This is a genomic window from Leptothermofonsia sp. ETS-13, assembly GCF_049200465.1.
GTDB lineage: Bacteria > Cyanobacteriota > Cyanobacteriia > Leptolyngbyales > Leptolyngbyaceae > Leptothermofonsia.
The window spans coordinates 2,945,543-2,961,813 of record NZ_CP120836.1; the positions used below are offsets into that span (position 1 = coordinate 2,945,543).

General features: G+C 50.6%; 15 protein-coding genes and 1 pseudogene. 10 read left to right on the plus strand and 6 right to left on the minus strand.

Features of this window, described 5'->3' with window-relative positions:
- Nucleotides 1-45 precede the first annotated feature (45 nt).
- Together P4D80_RS13435 and P4D80_RS13440 are read left to right on the plus strand one after the other, a co-directional pair.
- A pseudogene (locus P4D80_RS13435) lies at nucleotides 46-911 on the plus strand (uroporphyrinogen decarboxylase family protein); the annotation flags it as partial.
- 194 nt (nucleotides 912-1,105) lie between these two features.
- On the plus strand, nucleotides 1,106-1,234 hold the full coding sequence (locus P4D80_RS13440; RefSeq protein WP_421654507.1) for a hypothetical protein: 129 nt from the start codon (nucleotides 1,106-1,108) through the stop codon (nucleotides 1,232-1,234).
- A 390-nt stretch (nucleotides 1,235-1,624) separates the two neighbouring features.
- On the opposite strand, the gene P4D80_RS13445 is transcribed toward P4D80_RS13440, so the two are convergent.
- Nucleotides 1,625-2,002 (minus strand): hypothetical protein, encoded by a 378-nt coding sequence (locus P4D80_RS13445; RefSeq protein ID WP_421654508.1) that lies wholly within the window; start codon nucleotides 2,000-2,002, stop codon nucleotides 1,625-1,627.
- A 124-nt stretch (nucleotides 2,003-2,126) separates the two neighbouring features.
- Nucleotides 2,127-3,356 (minus strand): DUF4336 domain-containing protein, encoded by a 1,230-nt coding sequence (locus P4D80_RS13450; protein ID WP_421654509.1) that lies wholly within the window; start codon nucleotides 3,354-3,356, stop codon nucleotides 2,127-2,129.
- A 421-nt stretch (nucleotides 3,357-3,777) separates the two neighbouring features.
- On the opposite strand from P4D80_RS13450, the gene P4D80_RS13455 reads away from it, so the two are divergent.
- The gene (locus tag P4D80_RS13455; protein ID WP_421654510.1) at nucleotides 3,778-4,077 is read left to right on the plus strand and encodes a hypothetical protein; all 300 of its coding nucleotides are present in this window, start codon (nucleotides 3,778-3,780) and stop codon (nucleotides 4,075-4,077) included.
- On the opposite strand, the gene P4D80_RS13460 is transcribed toward P4D80_RS13455, so the two are convergent.
- Nucleotides 4,070-4,957 (minus strand): pentapeptide repeat-containing protein, encoded by an 888-nt coding sequence (locus tag P4D80_RS13460; RefSeq protein WP_421654511.1) that lies wholly within the window; start codon nucleotides 4,955-4,957, stop codon nucleotides 4,070-4,072. The two genes, P4D80_RS13455 and P4D80_RS13460, sit on opposite strands and share 8 nt — an antisense overlap.
- A gap of 4 nt (nucleotides 4,958-4,961) precedes the next feature.
- A complete protein-coding gene (locus tag P4D80_RS13465; protein ID WP_421654512.1) occupies nucleotides 4,962-5,603 on the minus strand; it encodes a hypothetical protein in 642 nt (213 codons plus the stop codon).
- A gap of 428 nt (nucleotides 5,604-6,031) precedes the next feature.
- Here P4D80_RS13465 and P4D80_RS13470 point away from each other — a divergent pair, with 428 nt between their 5' ends.
- The 4 genes from P4D80_RS13470 (at nucleotide 6,032) to P4D80_RS13485 (ending at nucleotide 11,360) form a co-directional block, all read left to right on the plus strand.
- On the plus strand, nucleotides 6,032-7,375 hold the full coding sequence (locus tag P4D80_RS13470; protein WP_421654513.1) for a hypothetical protein: 1,344 nt from the start codon (nucleotides 6,032-6,034) through the stop codon (nucleotides 7,373-7,375).
- A 109-nt stretch (nucleotides 7,376-7,484) separates the two neighbouring features.
- Complete coding sequence (locus P4D80_RS13475; RefSeq protein ID WP_421654514.1) at nucleotides 7,485-7,601, plus strand: photosystem II reaction center protein I; 117 nt, start codon at nucleotides 7,485-7,487, stop codon at nucleotides 7,599-7,601.
- Between the two features lie 232 nt (nucleotides 7,602-7,833).
- Nucleotides 7,834-10,437: a DUF3769 domain-containing protein gene (locus P4D80_RS13480; protein WP_421654515.1), complete on the plus strand. Its 2,604-nt coding sequence runs from the start codon at nucleotides 7,834-7,836 to the stop codon at nucleotides 10,435-10,437.
- A 149-nt stretch (nucleotides 10,438-10,586) separates the two neighbouring features.
- Nucleotides 10,587-11,360, plus strand: a complete 774-nt coding sequence (locus tag P4D80_RS13485) for a hypothetical protein (protein ID WP_421654517.1) — start codon at nucleotides 10,587-10,589, stop codon at nucleotides 11,358-11,360.
- 610 nt (nucleotides 11,361-11,970) lie between these two features.
- Here P4D80_RS13485 and P4D80_RS13490 read toward each other — a convergent pair.
- Together P4D80_RS13490 and P4D80_RS13495 are read right to left on the minus strand one after the other, a co-directional pair.
- Complete coding sequence (locus P4D80_RS13490) at nucleotides 11,971-12,522, minus strand: phycobiliprotein lyase (protein ID WP_421654518.1); 552 nt, start codon at nucleotides 12,520-12,522, stop codon at nucleotides 11,971-11,973.
- Nucleotides 12,523-12,721: 199 nt separating this feature from the next.
- On the minus strand, nucleotides 12,722-13,843 hold the full coding sequence (locus P4D80_RS13495) for a hypothetical protein (RefSeq protein WP_421654519.1): 1,122 nt from the start codon (nucleotides 13,841-13,843) through the stop codon (nucleotides 12,722-12,724).
- A gap of 270 nt (nucleotides 13,844-14,113) precedes the next feature.
- On the opposite strand from P4D80_RS13495, the gene gmd reads away from it, so the two are divergent.
- From gmd to tatA, 3 genes are all read left to right on the plus strand, one after another.
- Nucleotides 14,114-15,193 carry a GDP-mannose 4,6-dehydratase gene (gene gmd, locus P4D80_RS13500; RefSeq protein WP_421654520.1) on the plus strand — a complete coding sequence of 360 codons (1,080 nt, stop codon included), beginning with the start codon at nucleotides 14,114-14,116 and terminating at the stop codon, nucleotides 15,191-15,193.
- Entirely contained in the window at nucleotides 15,193-15,783 is a 591-nt protein-coding gene (locus P4D80_RS13505) for a 5-formyltetrahydrofolate cyclo-ligase (RefSeq protein ID WP_421654521.1), read from the plus strand. The genes gmd and P4D80_RS13505 overlap by 1 nt, the downstream gene beginning before the upstream one ends.
- Nucleotides 15,784-15,857: 74 nt before the next feature.
- Nucleotides 15,858-16,067: a twin-arginine translocase TatA/TatE family subunit gene (tatA, locus tag P4D80_RS13510; RefSeq protein WP_421654522.1), complete on the plus strand. Its 210-nt coding sequence runs from the start codon at nucleotides 15,858-15,860 to the stop codon at nucleotides 16,065-16,067.
- The last annotated feature ends 204 nt before the right edge of the window (nucleotides 16,068-16,271 follow it).

Below are 16,271 nucleotides of genomic sequence, written 5' to 3' on the forward strand. Positions count from 1 at the left end.
CCTATTGAATGAAATTGTGTGACCTTGACATCCTCTCTTGCTTGATTGGGTTTCCGGACCAGTAACAGAGATCGCCTATTACGAGCGGCTAGAAATGAATCCGCTGAGCATCTGCCAGCCCGGATTATGCGGCAGGTGGAACGCTACCTGAAAGCTGATCGTGATTCACGTCAGAAATACCTATCTTTTCAGGAATGTTCTAAAACACCTGATTTGACAGTGGAAATTTCTCTCCAAACCTTCCATGCTTTCAAACCCGATGGGGTGATTATGTTCTCTGACATCCTCACTCCCTTACCTGGGATCGGCATTCCTTTCGAGATTATTGAAAGCCAAAGTCCCATTCTCCGACAACCGATTCTTTCCCAAGCTCAAGTCGATGCTTTAACACCGTTGGATCCTGATATTACCTTGCCGTTTGTCCGCCAAATTTTAAGCACTTTGCGTCGAGAAGTAAAAGACAGGCAACCGTTTTAGGCTGTGTGGGCGATCCCTGGACGCTAGCAACCTATGCCGTGGAGGAAAAAATTCGGTCGACTATAGCTTGATCAAAAGTATGGCCTTCCGGGAACCTGCGCTGCTGCATCAGTTCTTAAAGAAGCTGGCAGAGGCGATCGCTACCTATGCCAAGTACCAAATTAATTGTGGTGCACAGGTGATTCAAATCTTCGATTCCTGGGCAGGTCGCCTAACGCCTGAAGATTACGAAATGTTTGCCTTGCCCTACCAACAACAAGTCGTTCAGCAAATTAAAGCAACTTACCCCAATGTCCCCCTTGGCTCTGTGCGTCCATGACAGTGCTGCTAGTGTCCTGCATCTGATGTCCCAATCTGGGGCAGATATTATTTATGTCGATTGGTATGTCGATTGGCCAATCGATATGGCACATGCCCGTAAACAGCTAGGAGAAGTCGAGCAAAATTCGCCCAAAGCCATCCACGCCGTTTCAGTCGCTGGTTGCTCAATAGCCGCATCCATCAACCAGCCTGGCTCCCTCAATCAGGCATCTGCCGTCAAAATTGGTTAAATTGGTATGGGACAATTCTTAAACGAAGAGGAGCCAAAAATGTTTCTAGCTAAATTATCGGTAATGAATATTTGATCATGAAAGATAAGCTTCTTCAGTGGTTGAACCTGGCTTTGATGGTAGATTTGTTTTTGGTGCTGCTTAGCTTTTTCTGGCTGGCGATTGCCCTCATTGGTCGTAGCGCTGGAGTGCCCCCTTGGTCTTGACCTCTGGTACCAACTTTGGGAGCCGGTTTTTACACCCGCGATCGGCATCTTCATGGCAGGTGCCATTCTCAGCGGGGTCATTAGTTGGGTCAGTAAACGCTTCAGTACTCCCGGTTCCTAAAAAAATTCTCCAGCAAAAGATTCCCCAACTTTTTCAAGAGCGGTAGTCCTCCTGAAAAAGTTGGGGAATTGAACTCTAAGTTTTATAGCAGTAAGCACTTGGATTGTGATGAGGCCCAGGGGTGAAACCTCTGCTGTGAGGGCACCGCCCCCGCCCTCGCTTGTCCTGACCAGAATGCTTGAGGCTATAAAAACAGATGGAAGGCAGAGGTAAACTGCTGATCAAAAAACCTCTACGCCCTGGCTACTGACCAATAGCCCAATCGCTTTTCATTCTTCCCAGTAATTCTCTTCGATCCAGATCCGCATTTCAGTTTCTGAATCAGTGCAAACTTCTTTACCCGTGCGTGGATCAAGAGCGTGCCACCAGGTTACTCCAGAGCGATCGGTGGTTTGCCAGATTTGTAAGTCGCTGATGTGGGCGATCGCTGCAACCAATTTATTCCACCAATTTTGCAACCGGGAGCGTGGAGAAACCATTACCTGACCTACCGCATCGGCTTCAATTTGCTTCTTCTCTCGCTCCAATAAAGCAACCAATTGGAAATTATTGGTGTTTCTGGCAACTTCCAGGCGATGCCTTAGCGAGGTAACCATATTTGCCTGATGCCTTGCCTCAAAATCATCAATGTGAAATGCACTAGGCATAGTTCATTTTAGAAATAAATAGAAATAATCGTCATTGACCAACTGCTTACTTTTCTCACTATAAAATCTTTTCTGTAGTTAAAGCTACAAAAAACATGTTTTGTTAGATTTCTTTGACAAGGAATTACACTTTTTCCTTAGGTGGCGGTACGACGCCCCGGCGATTTAGTTTCTCGTCGATTTCCTTCAATAACTCAAAGTCTTCCTCTGGCAGAGGAAAATTAATATTGCCTGGTCCGTCTCCAGATTCTTTCTTTTGAAGGAAGGAAAATGCCTGACGAAACTGTTGCGGGGTTGCTTCAATCGGGGCATCGAAATGGCAGGGGATAATGCGATGAAAATTCCAGGTTGCAACGTGATACGCCCAGTCCAGAGTCTCCTGGGGAGCCCGGTTCAAGATCAAGGTTTGTAAAATGGGGGCAACAAAAAGGCGGCCACCGCCACGCAGCGCTTCAAACGATAGGTGCCAGTTCTTTTTCCACTTAAATGGAAACAATCCAAAATAAGCTCTTTTAGAACGATCTGGGGCATTCTGAGCATCGCGAAACGCCTGACTTAATGGAATGGTTTCCACAGCACTGGGACGAAAGTAAAGCGCAAACAGGGAAATACGTTGCCACCCTTTCCTGCGGCTTGCTTTGCTATCTTCGACCTGATCAAACACTTCATCCTTTGCGTGAAAGAGTAGGGGGTAGGGATCCAGTTGCACAATTTGAGGTGGTTCCTCAGGCACTGAGACCACGGAGTCGGTCACCAGCAGTGTGCGCGATCGCCGATGGAAAAAGACAATTTCTTCAAATGTTCCCGGTCCTAAATGGATGGGCCCCAGCATTGCATAGTCAAACTCATCCCCAAAAGGAGCCTGGGTACTGTCTTCCGGTAGTATGTGGGTGCGTCCCAACGGAAAACCCAACCAGCTCAGCGGCAACTGAAGCGGGAAACTCCACTGGTTTGGCGCAACAAAAACCTGGGCTTTGGGAAAGCTTCTGGCAAAGGGGCCTACGAAAACCTTATGTTCCAGGCCTGAAATGGTCGGCAGGATGATGTACTTCACATCCCCATGGACTTCAACCAACTCGTTAACTAGCCGGATGCATTCTGGAGTTGGCGCAACCGGCGAATAGACCAGCAACCCTCCTGCATCCAGCTTCACTACCGTCATGCGAATGGGGACAACGACATACAAAATTCCTTGAACCTGCTCAAATGTCCAGATTGTCCCCTTGACCACTTCCTGACGAAGGGTTTGCCGCTTACCAAAGGGGTAGAGGGGCAGAAGCGGCCAAAAATGCCATGAAAAGTCCCTGTGATTAATATTTTGTCGCCCTTGCACCTGATCACTCACCGAGTTCATATCCACTGCCGACCTAATAATTGATTAATATGGGGCATTGCTGAATCTGGGTATGAAATGGATGCTGTATGCTCGAAACTTCGTTTCGATTCATACTGTTTTTCAGCAGAGCCTAATATAGTCCTTAATCTGGCTCTCCTGAAATTTTGGTAATAGAAAAAGCTTATTACTAAAACAAGATCAATACTTCAGGGATTCTGTTTGGGGTGAAAGAGTTGCCTGCGCAGCTCTTTCACCGGCAAGCTGGGAGAACTATCCAGGTCTACTTCACCCGGCATCCTGGTCTGCCCCTATCGAAGTTCTAAGTAGCTAGGCGCAATTAAATTAAGGATAATTTCGGGGGTGGAGGGGGTGAAATCCCCTGCCTGGGGTCGCAGCCCCCACTCCCCCCTTGACAATTAATTACGGCCACCTACTTACCATGATCAAAATTTTCTCGCTGTCAATGGGTGTGTTTTGGTTGGGAATGGCCTCCGCTGAAGCATTGCCAGCCCGAGAGGACATTCCAGAGGAAGTGCTGCGGGCAGAGATCATCACAGGGGCGCGATCGCCCATCGATGGCAGTCCCCTAACTGCTACAGAATACGCCCAACTTCAGGCAGAATTATCTGCTGCGCCTCCAGAAAAAATTGAGCTTTCCCCTAGAATCAGGCGAAATATCGGCTTACTTCGCCTGCGTAAATTTATTAAGACATTTTTCCCTTTTATTCCGATCAGGTAATCTTCTCAGGAAGCGGCTGCCTCAAGTTAGTGTCGCTTAACTCGGCATTGGTAAGAATGGTGGCGGTCAGATTCGCTTTGTTAAGATCGGCTCCGCGCAGGTTGGCATCGGTTAAGTCGGCTTTACTCAAGTCTGCTCGCCTCAGTTTTGCACCACGTAGGTTTGTGGCTCGTAACTCTGCCTGGGTCAGGTTGGCCTGGGTCAGGTTGGCCCAGGAGAAGTTTGCCTCGGAAAGGATTGCCTCGCTGAGATCGGCATTGTAGAGATAGGCTCCGGTGCAATTTGCTTCTTGCAAATTGGCTCCATGTAAAACTGTGCAGTAGAGATGAGCCTGGTTGAGTTCTGCCTGGTAAAAGTTGGTGCGATCGCAATTGGCATCGCTCAAATTTGCAGCAATCAGCACTGCTCTACTGAGGTTGGTTCGCCGCAAATCAGCGCCACATAAATCTGCTTCCTGCAAATTCACTCCCCAAATTTCAGTTCCAACCAGATTGGCACGGCAAAGATTGGCTTCACGCAGACTGACTCTCCGTAAATCAGCCCCAATCAAACGGGTATCGCACAGTTCAGCTCCCGTCAAATCAGCCCAGGCAAGCATGGCATGAGCAAGTTCAGCCTGGTTCAGAATCGCATCGGTCAAATTCGCATGGCTCAAATTCACCTTTTGCAGCATCGCCCCTGTCAAATCTGTACCCACAAGCTGGGCTTCCCAAAGATTCGCTTCCCGCAGGTTGGCATGGCTCAAATCAAAACCCGACAAGTCCATTCGACTCAAGTCAGCCTGGCTGAGGTCAGGTTGTATCGATGAGTTTGCAGATCGCCACTCCTTCCACTGAAGGGCACCCTGCTGTAGCAGTGCAAGATGCTCTATCTTTGCCATGTCTCTATTCCCTGCGGATGTCTAAACCATCATCTCGACCGGGTGCCATTTCCATTGTTTCCAGAACTGCCCTGGATGCTGCAATGATATCCCGTTCTTCCCCACCCAGGTAAAGTCGCCCAAAGCTACCAACAGCTGAGATTTGGAGAATGTTGATCATGGCAGCTTTTTCGGCTTCATTAGCCGCCAGCGATGCGTAGGCAGCAGGTTCAACCTCAAACACATAAAGGGTTTGTCCTGAGGTGATCATCTGTCCCCGTCGATTGCGGTTGATTAACTGAGCATGGTGGGGATCAATGTTACGGATGATCTGGCTGGAAAGAACCTTCGGCTTACGACAATCCTGGCGACGGACTCCCAACGCCGCCAGAATGGCCCGCCCCGCTGCCTGCGTTTCTCCCTGGTTACTGGAATGGATTTCGAGCAATCCATAAAGCCGCTCAACCACCAGCACCCCCGGACGCACTACGGCAGCTTTGAGGGCGACATCCGTAATTCGGTTGATTTCAATCCCTGGAGAAACTTCTATCCATAGGGAAGCATCGCCAGGAAGGGGCAAAAACCCGATCGCAACAGTTCCTAAATAGGCAGCATGCTGCGGTTGAAGCCGGTCAATATAAACGTAGCTACGGAGATCAATACCCAAAATGATTCTTTTTGCTGGAAAGCTAGACTAGTATACGCTTTCGTGTTGTTCAGTGGCCAGGAACTTTAGAAGGAGATTGGAGAGTGGGGGGAAGCCAGGGGGCAGGAGGATCTGGGGAATTGAGACGAAAGAGGAAAGAGCCGCGGGGGAGGGTTGATCAGGGGTTTGTCAAATTTTTTGTGGTAATCCTGGCAAGGGGGTCGAAGGAATCAGGGTTTCAAGGAGTCAGAGCCTCATTGCCCTCATTGCAAGAATAGCCTCTTGATCAGCCATGATCTGAACCTCTTTCCCGTCTACTCATCTACGCCATCACCCTACCACCCCATTCACCCCATCCTCCCATCTCTCTTCATTCCTGACTCCCCTGATCCCTCACCCCCCTTCTCCTGTAGAATAATCTCAAATTCGTTTTGATGCCCAAAACTGCCATGTCTCTTCAACAGCCGGGTCCCTATCAAAGCCAAGTTCTCAGCGGTATTTTGCGGCAAACCAGACAGTGGATTGATCGAGCGAGTACGGCGCTAAGGCGTTTCAAGGTTTCTACAATCTGGACAGTTCAGGTGGCCCTCTATCCGGTTTACTTTGTCTTTCAGTCAATTCGGTTGGTTGGTACTCAAATTCAGCAAGCAGTGGGATTGGGCCTGCCAACTTTGCAAGCATGGGCGTTAGATTATGCCCCTATCCGGAAATCTCAAAATTTTGAAAAAACAGCCCTTCAGCCTTCAACATCGCTAACAGCAGAAACTCCGATTCAACAAGCTCTGCTAACAGTCAGCAATTTCTCGTTGCCAGTGGATTTACCTGTGCTGGTGGAACCGAAGGAGACATTGACAGAATCTCGTCTGGAGGAGCCGTCCACGTCTCCATTGGGCTTTCGTTCAATGAAACGTCTGGTTGTAACGACTCTGCGTTCCTGGTTGTTGAAGTTAGCAGGCAGGCAACCCAAAGCAGACCTGGGAGGGGAGTTGACGGTTGCATCAGCGGAGTTGACAACAACCAGTCGGGGGCCGCTTTCTCATCCGGCGGCGGCAGCAATCACCCAGACTAAGGTTTTTGTGCGGGGAATTGCTAGTCTGTTGGAGAGTCAAGCGCTGGTACTGGTTACAAATCAAAATCAGGTGCTAGATGTTTTGACTTCGGAACAGCAAGTTCAGCTTCGCCAGAAGATTGCCTGGGAAACGGCCCACTATGGGCGCTATCTACGTTTGCGGCAGGCAACCCGGCAGATGCTGCGCAGCCGCCCAACTTCAGATAATCCCCATGTACTGCTGCCCGTCCGTTTATTCCAGAAGTTGATGGCGTGGGTGCAGTTCAGCCCGATCGCGATCGCCACCAACCTGTTCCAGGAAGCCTCCCTTGCAATGGCACAGGAACGCCGAAAAGCTGTATCCTTACCTGCTGCACCGGTTTTACCTGCCCTCCCATTTCAAAATTCGCTGGGTCCAGATTTCAATTCACTTTTCCCCGGCGGAGCGTTGGCATCCATGTCGGCCTCCTTACCCTTCAATCTGTCAACCGCATTATCCAATCCTTTTGCTTCCCTCCCCTCTCTCAAAGTGCCGGGCGAAGTTTCACCATCCTTCAACCCCACCCAATTTCTTCAAGGAGATGAATTCCCAGACTATCTGGAAGCTGATGCGATCCCAATTGGTTATGCCCTGAGTCCGCTGGAAAAAGTGATGAGATGGTTGGATCGATTCTTGCTCTGGCTAGAGAAGTGGGTGACGATCCTCTGGAACTGGCTGCTGAATTGGCTGAATAAGGAGCCATAAGGGCCGTCAAAAACGGAACAGCATTTCTGTATGATTAGGAGAGCCATCCGAGAGTGATTTGTCCTCCCGGCAATTCCCTAACTTTTTGATACTTCTGGAGATATTCGGTATGCTTACGCTCAAAATCGTTGTCTATCTTGTGATTACCTTTTTTGTTGCCCTCTTTGTTTTTGGATTTCTTTCAAATGACCCTGCTAGAAATCCCAAGCGGAGAGATCTGGAATAGGCAGAAGCGGCTAGTGGTCTGTCAATCTTTTTTTAAGAGATGTAATCTCTTAAAAAATTAACTTCTCCAACCAAGTCCTATCCATCAACTTAAAAGGTGACAAACTACTAGAATCTTTTGATGCTAGAACAGGGGGCAGCAGCATTCTGCTGCCTCTATATCGTCATGAGGCATTGCCGCTCCTGGAATTGCATCTACCGCAGGCTGTCTGTTCGTGTTATTTCGCTAATCTATGCCCTATTTGGCTTCGCCACCCGGACCCCCTCCAACAGTTGTTACTCCTTTTGCTGAGGATGTCAGCCATTCTAACGCTTCACCTGTGACAGCTTCTGAAGCCGCTCCTTATCAGCCTCTGAAGCCAGGCATAGGTAACCTGCCAACGCTTGAGACTCCTGAAATTGCTCCTGAATTTTCGGCGGCTCCTCTGCTAAAAGATGATTTTGTCAAACAGGGGGGAGAGTCCCGTGCCGAACTGTTGGGGGAAGCAACTGCCGCTGGTTATTTGAGAACTGCTCAGCCGGTAACAAAAACAGAATCGTTGCCGGCAGCGATCGCCCCTCACCCCAAAACTGCTATCAAATTTGATCCCAATAGCAAAATTTCGCAGCCTGTTCTGGCTAGTTCCAACGTTGAGGTGCGGAAAGCGTCCGCAGCACCCAGCTTCTACTCCCTATCCGGTTTAACCCAGAGGCCATCTGCCAGGCATGAAGTCGATATAATGAACGGCTTGAGCGAATCTATCGTGGCAGACAAACTTTCAGATGATCTGGGTTCCTCTAGCCTCACGATTGATACCCGTCTGATGAAGCTGGACCTTCAGTCACAGCGGGCTGAACCCTCCGAGCCATTTATTTTACCGATTCCGGATCGCGATCGCCGCCCCACGTCGGAAGATACAGGGCCTGTTTTTTCCTTTCCCCAAACGGTACCTGACAGAAAACGACCCGATGAGGTTCCTGGTGGGGCTCCACCCCCAGATGGAAAAAAGCCGAGAGTGATTGAGCTTACCGCTGATCGCCAGGAATATGACCAGAATCGCCGCATCTTTACGGCTGAAGGCAAGGTTACGATGCGGTTTGAGAACGGCTTACTAGACGCAGATCGATTACAGGTCAACCTGGGCAACCGCATTGCCGTTGCAGAAGGAAACGTTGCCCTGACACGGGGTGGACAGGTATTGCGCGGACAGCGGATGGAGTACAACTTCGTTCAAGGAGTGGGAACAATTCAAAACGCCCGCGGCGAGATCAATATTGAGTCTTCCAGTACTGATTTTGCGACCGCTGCCCCCAGTGATGTGGGAGCCGCCACACCTCTGGGGCGTCCGGTTAGCGATCGCATCACCCAGGCCCAGCCCCTACAGGTTCAAGGCGCGGGTGGAGCTTCGGTGGGAATTGGGGTCGGGCGAGACGTTGGGCGAGTACCCGGAGCCATTCCCCGCGGTGGACAGGTCAGGCGCTTGCGGTTTGAAGCCGAGCAAATTGACTTTACCCCAGAAGGGTGGGTTGCCAGAAATATCCAGATCACCAATGACCCCTTTTCGCCACCCCAACTGCTCCTGAAGGCAGATCAGGCAACTCTGACTCGGCTTTCCCCCTTACGGGATGAATTGCGAGCAACCCGTCCTCGCTTAATATTCGACCAGCGGGTCACCATTCCCATCCCTCTTTCCCGCACCATCATTGACCGCAGTGAGCGGCAGCCTCCCCTGGTGCAGTTTGGCTTTGATGAAGAAGAACGGGGTGGTTTGTTTATACAGCGCCCCTCCGAAGTCATCGCAACCCCGCAACTGCGGCTGACCGTCACCCCCCAAATTTACCTTCAACGAATGGTGTTTGACAGTGATAGCCTGGTTGACCCAGATAACTTTGGGGTGATTGGTCGGCTGACCTATACGATTGGCCCAAGGACTACCCTGAGAGGGTTTGCCTCGTTAACCAGCCTGGATGTCAAGAAGTTTGGGGATGAGTTGCGGGCCAGCATTCGCGCCAGCCAGTTTGTTGGTGACCACACCCTGGCGTTGGAGTATAGCTATCGCGATCGCCTGTTCAATGGCTCGCTGGGATTCCAAACCGTTCAAACCAGTTTGGGAGCACTGCTGCTGTCTCCTCGCATCAACCTGGGCAATACTGGTATCGTTATGACCTACCAGGCAGGGTTTCAGTACATTAACGCCGACACCGATCGCCTGGATCTGCTTGAACCCATTCGTGACAACAACCGGACGGATTTGGGCCGTTTTCAAGCCAGTGTGGCCCTCAGTCGTGGCTTCAATCTCTGGCAAGGGAAACCCCTCCCAGCAACCCCAGAAGCAGGGCTAAAGTATTCCCCAGTTCCCATCGTGCCCTACATTAGCGCCGGGGTTAGTTTAACAGGCGTTACAGGTGTCTACACCAACGGAGACAATCAAAATAATCTGATCGGTAGCGTTGGTCTCTATGGTCAGTTTGGGCACTTTTCAAGACCCTTCTTTGATTACACTGCCTTTAGCTTGACCTATATCCAGGTGGTTGGGCGCGGGCAATCCCCCTTTCTGTTTGATCGTGTCGTCGATGATCAGGTTCTGCTGGGAGGCATCACCCAGCAAATCTATGGACCAATTCGTTTCACCGTACAGACTGCTATCAACCTCAACACCCGCAGCGAGATCAGCACCGACTTTATTCTGGAATACAGCCGTCGGGCTTACGGCATTATCCTCCGATATAACCCAATACTGGAAATCGGTTCCCTGGGTTTGCGTATCAGCGACTTTAACTGGGTAGGTGGCACCGAACCATTTGCTGGGTCAGATGTGGAGCCAGTCGAAACGGGAATCCGCCGCATTCGTGACTAATGCCAAACTTAATTAAACAGATGCAACAGGGTTCATCGCCCTCAAAAGATTGAACTAAACTTGGGGGTAGACACTGAGCTGTTTTGTATCACTGCTAGAAGGTTTTGAAGGTTGAGTGCGGAATCCTTACTCTGTCGTAGGGAGGACTTATGACAGAACTGGTAAAAGGCTCCACAGGGCCAGATAACACTGCGACCGTTTATGCAGTTAATTTGCTGCGGCACTATGGCTTTGAACTGGAACATGAAACGATTGAACAACTGCTGGCTCAGTGGTTAAAGCGTTATTCGATTAACTGGGTGCGGTTGGCGATCGTCGAAGCTCTTTACCAGGGACGCTATAAGGCTATCTCCGTGGGGCAGATTCTGGCACTCTGGCAACGCCGGGGGCAACCGCTGTACCACTTTAATCACGAATTTGAACGGTTGGTTTGCGATCGCTTTCCCCGTAATCTGCTGTCTTCGAGTGAGGATGACAGCCAGTCATCTTCCTCACTGAATCCTGGCTTACTGTACCAACGGATCCCATTTCAGCCTGTTGAACCAATCCTTCCTTTTTCTCAGCCTCACTCAGCAGAGTCTCCTCAACCTGTCGCTGAAGAGCGCTCCGTTTCTATGCAGCCAGTCCAGCCTGCTACGGATGATCCATCATCTCCTCAATCGGCCTCTGGCGATGGAACTCCTGAAAATACTCAATTTGCTCAAAGTAGTTCTGGTAGTTTACTGGAAGCGATCGCCCCCCTTACAAAAACGGCTTCCTCCCCTCAACCCCCAACAGATACAGCTAAAGTTGCCCATGTAGAAAGTACGATCCAAACCCCACCTGATCCTGTTGACACCGTCGATTTAGCCACTCCCATTGCAAATGGGAATCAGCTCCCTAATTCAACCGATTCGCCATGCCAGGGGGCAAACCAAAATTGAACGCCTTCAACAACTTGCTGACTTCTCCAATCCCAAAGTTCTGCTTCCCTGTCTGGGATTATCCAACAAATCCCTGAAACCCAAATTGAGACTACATCTGACCACTCTCTACCAGCCCAACTGGTTAGTCAGTTCCGCCAGTAAACACCCTATTCACCAGTTCACCCCCCTCTCCGAAACCTCAGACTTTTATACCAAGCTCAAAGCCGTTGCCCACTCTTTGGGAAGTGAGGGGGGGGACGGGGGGCGTTGCTGAAAAGCAGTATAGCTCTACGCAGGTGCGTTAGGACATTGGAATTAGGGAGGGAGTGGGGGCGAAGCCCCCAGCCAGGGGTTCCACCCCTGCACCCCGTCCTAACCACAATGACTACCAGGATTTTACGTGGATGTGGACGGGAGTATAAACCTTCCACCCCTGCACCCCGTCCTAACCACAATGACTACCGCTATATGAATCGAAACGAGGTTTCGAGCATACAGTACCCTATTTCATACCCAAATTCAGCAACGCCGGACGGGCCGATGGGTAGATGAGTGAGAGGGTAGCCCCCAAGTTTTCCCCATCACCCCTCCACCCATCTACTCCCTACCCCTCCACCCTCCCACTCCTTCACTCCTTACCCCTCTTGCCTTCTACTGCGCGGGTTTTGTCACTCCCATCCGAATTTCTGAGCAAAAAAGAAGCGGCGCTGAAGCCGTTAGCTTGCTTCACAATACCAGCCCGCAGCCGGAGGTTGGGGCTGGCGAACCACAGCCGCTCTTCTGACAAAATAGGTCCATCTTCAGTAATTAGAGTTAGAGCATCGTCTTCACCGACGATATATCGCCCTGGGGACAGGTGATTGGCATCTTCAGTTTGGCGCAGCAGTTTGCCTTGATTAGGCTTTTCGGGGTCTGCGATCGCCACCAGCACCGTAGTCCCCGATTGCTTTCCCTGACCTTCTAACCCACCATTCCAGCGTACCCGAATACCACAGGTGACCATTTCAGGGGCAATCTTGTATTGCTCACAGAGCCGGGTCACCTCAGAGTCTGTATTCGCTAACATCTCAATTTGAACTTCTGACTTGCCGCCCTCTGATTGGTTGGTTGACAGCAGGTGACTGGTGCGGTGGGAAAACCATTTCCCACTACTGAGTTGAAAAAACTCCACAATATCCATTGTTTGAAGCGATCCTCTCGATCAACGCTTGATGAATTCTGATCAATTCTAAGTGGAGACCAGCTACAGCCCAACCCTACCTGAAGTGGATGAGGGGTTGGGTGTAATTTGAGTTTTGAGTTTAACTTCCCCCCTCATCCCTCACTGATATAGCTCTATGCAGGTGCGTTAGGACATTGGCTTTCAACAGCCCCGTAGATTAGAGCCCCCAAAAGCCCACGATCGCACTTACTCCATAGACTGCTACCAACATTCCCAGGCCAATCCACAACAGGGGAATTCCCCTCCAGGAAATCACTTCCAGGCTACCCGATGGCAGAAAGGCAACCTGAAATTTTGCCAGGGGTTGGGGTGGATCGGTCTCACTCCTTTCGGGCAAAACTGTGAGCAAATTCGGGAGCGGAGTCTGGTTGACGTTATCCTGGGCTGGTTGATTCATGGCTTCATAGGCGGCGATCGCACCGGCCTCGTTCACGCCCACCAGGTAGGTAAGGGGGCGATCGCAGTTCATTTCCCCATTCCAGGTATAGTTTAGCTGTCGCTTTAGCTGATTAGCGAGACTTTGAACCCGCCTATAGTCAAGCAATTCAGGGGTGGATGCCAGTCCTGCACTGTCAACATCAGGTGGTTGATAGAACTTTTTGCTCAAAGCGCAGAGGGCGATCGCCTCAACAGTTCCCAGTACCCCTGCCCTCAGTACTCCTGTATGGGGGAATAAAGGAATTTGCAGCATCGACAACAAAAAACTGCTGGACAGCAGTATAAAGGATAATACCTGCGCGATTGGAGGCACAAACACCCACCCCCAGCCTGACCTGGCATACTGACGCAGAACCAACCATTGAGCTAGCCCCAACCAGATAGCAGAGATTGCCGCCAGAATGACCCCAAATCCACTCATCGCAAAAAAGACGAGTTGAACCGGAAGATCGTTCTGCCCCACAGGGATTGACTTAATCATCATCATCCGCCCGATCAAGTTGTTCCAACCCTGAGAAGTCGTTAAAAAAAGCACGTAACCCACAGTGTTAGCCAGGATCCAGAGTGGCTCTGCTACATACTGGCGTAAAACCAACCACTGGACTGCACCTACAATTAACCCAAAAACCAGACCACTAACAAACGTCCCCAGCATTCCCTGGGATTGCCAGAACGCTGGTAGACCAGTTTTTTGTAGTGGACCCAGAATACTCTCCACCAATACTCCGCCTAAACCCGTTGCAATTACAAACAGAATAGTGAATCTAAGCCGATTAAAGGGAAGAATCAGGAATTGTTGGAGCTGTGATGGAGGTGTGAATTCTGTGGAAGAGGAACCCATTGGCGATCGCATAAGTCATCTTTCCAGGGAGAAGCAGAGGACTTCTTAAATCAATGTTAAAGTTTGGGGATTAGAAAATCGGTTTCTGTTAAGCAGAAATCGAACTCCCATAGGAAGCCTAAGGAAAAACTGTAGCACCAACCACCTCTGCCAGACAGGTTGCAAATACTTCGCAACCTCCCTAAAAATGTTACAGATTCTTTACCATTTTCAACCTGATGGCGGAAGAAAATTCTGAATGTTCTATTTGAAAACCTTGCGGGCAGCTAGATGACACAGAGAAAACGAGCACTCATCACCGGAATCACAGGGCAAGACGGCTCCTACTTGAGCGAGTTCTTGCTGGAGAAAGGCTACGAAGTGCACGGCATCATCCGCCGTACCTCCACCTTCAACACCGACCGCATCGACCACATCTACGAAGACCCCCACCAGCTCGATGCCCGCCTCTTCCTCCACTACGGCGACCTCACCGACGGCACCACCCTGCGCCGCATTCTGGAAGAAGTCAAACCCGTTGAAATCTACAACCTCGGTGCCCAATCCCACGTCCGCGTCAGCTTCGATGCCCCCGAATACACGGTTGATTCCGTCGGCATGGGCACCCTGCGCCTGCTGGAAGCCATTCGCGACTACCAGCAGCGCACGGGCATCCAGGTCCGCTTCTACCAGGCCGGTTCGTCTGAGATGTTCGGCAAAGTGCAGGAAATCCCGCAGAAAGAAAGCACCCCCTTCTATCCCCGCAGTCCCTATGCCTGCGCCAAGGTCTATGCCCACTGGCAAACGGTCAACTACCGCGAGTCCTATGGCTTGTTTGCCTGCAATGGCATTTTGTTCAACCACGAGTCGCCGCGGCGAGGAGAGACCTTTGTCACCCGCAAAATTACCCGCGCCCTAGCTCGTATCATCGCCGGGCAGCAGAAGAAGCTGTACCTGGGCAATCTCGATGCTCAGCGGGACTGGGGCTACGCGAAGGACTATGTGCGAGCAATGTGGCTAATGTTACAACAGGAAGCGCCGGATGACTATGTGGTGGCGACAGGGGAGATGCATTCGGTACGGGAGTTTTTGGATCTGGCGTTTGGGTATGTGAACCTAGACTGGCAGAAGTATGTGGAGTTTGATGAGCGGTATTTACGACCGGCGGAGGTGGAGTTGTTGATTGGGGACCCAGCGAAGGCGAAGGCGAAGCTGGGCTGGGAGCCGTCAGTGACGTTTGAGCAGTTGGTGTTTCTGATGGTGGAAGCAGACCTGAAGACGATGGGTCTGGTACCGCTCAATGGCGGTGTGGTGCAGCACATTAAGGATGTGGCAACCATCCGCCAGAGTGTGGGAACTGTAATGCCCTGATGACAGAACCTACAAAGGCTAGAGGTTTAGATAAACGATTGCTCCGAAAATCACTCCTCGCCGCTCGCCAGGCAATGCCCATTGAAGTTTGGCGAGAGAAGAGCGATCGTCTCTGTACCAAACTCCGGCAATCCTCCCTGTTTACTCAGGCTCATACCGTTCTTGCCTACTTCAGCTTCCGTCAGGAACCTGACCTCAGCCCCCTATTTGTAGAAAATAAGGTCTGGGGTTTTCCGCGCTGCGTAGAGAAATCACTGCTCTGGCATACCTGGACACCTCACCATCCTCTGCCTCTACAGGTAGGAGCCTATGGCATTCAGGAGCCCCATCCCAACGCCCCAACCCTATCCGTAGAACAGATTGATTTGCTGCTTGTGCCCGCAGTTGCCTGTGACGAACGGGGCTATCGGTTGGGCTACGGGGGGGGAATTTACGATCGCCTGTTAAGCCAACCTGAATGGGCCAATAAATGGGCGATCGGTATTGTGTTCGACTCCGCTCGCTTAACCTGCCTACCAAACGACCCCTGGGACAAACCCCTGTCCGCAGTTTGCACTGAATTCGGTTTATTTTTCTCACCTGGCTATTAGACTAAACATCCCTCTACGGTTATGGGTGGCACTGCTGAACCGTAAGATGGTGTGGAATAAAGTAGGAACGTTTCATGGAATATTCCTGCTATAAATATCACAAAACAGGAGGCAGTATGTTTGGTTTGGGGTGGCCCGAAGTCGCAATTATCATCGTGGTTGTAATTCTAATTTTTGGTCCCAAGAAAATTCCAGAACTTGGTAGCACATTGGGTAAAACCCTACGTGGTTTCAAAGAAGGCCTTAATAAGGCGGAGGACGAACACGAACAGGATGAAGACTAACGAGGCTAGGGGCTAGGGGGAGGGCGAAGAAGAAGTAAAGAGGAAAAAATCAGAAAACAAGAGTTAGGAGGCAGAGGTAATGGAGTGATGGGGTAGTAGGGTGGAGCTTTCGGAGTTGGTGCTAATTACATGATGAATAATGAGATTGGGAATGTGTATAGCGGTAGTCATTATGGTTAGGACAGGGTGCAGGGGTTCCACCCC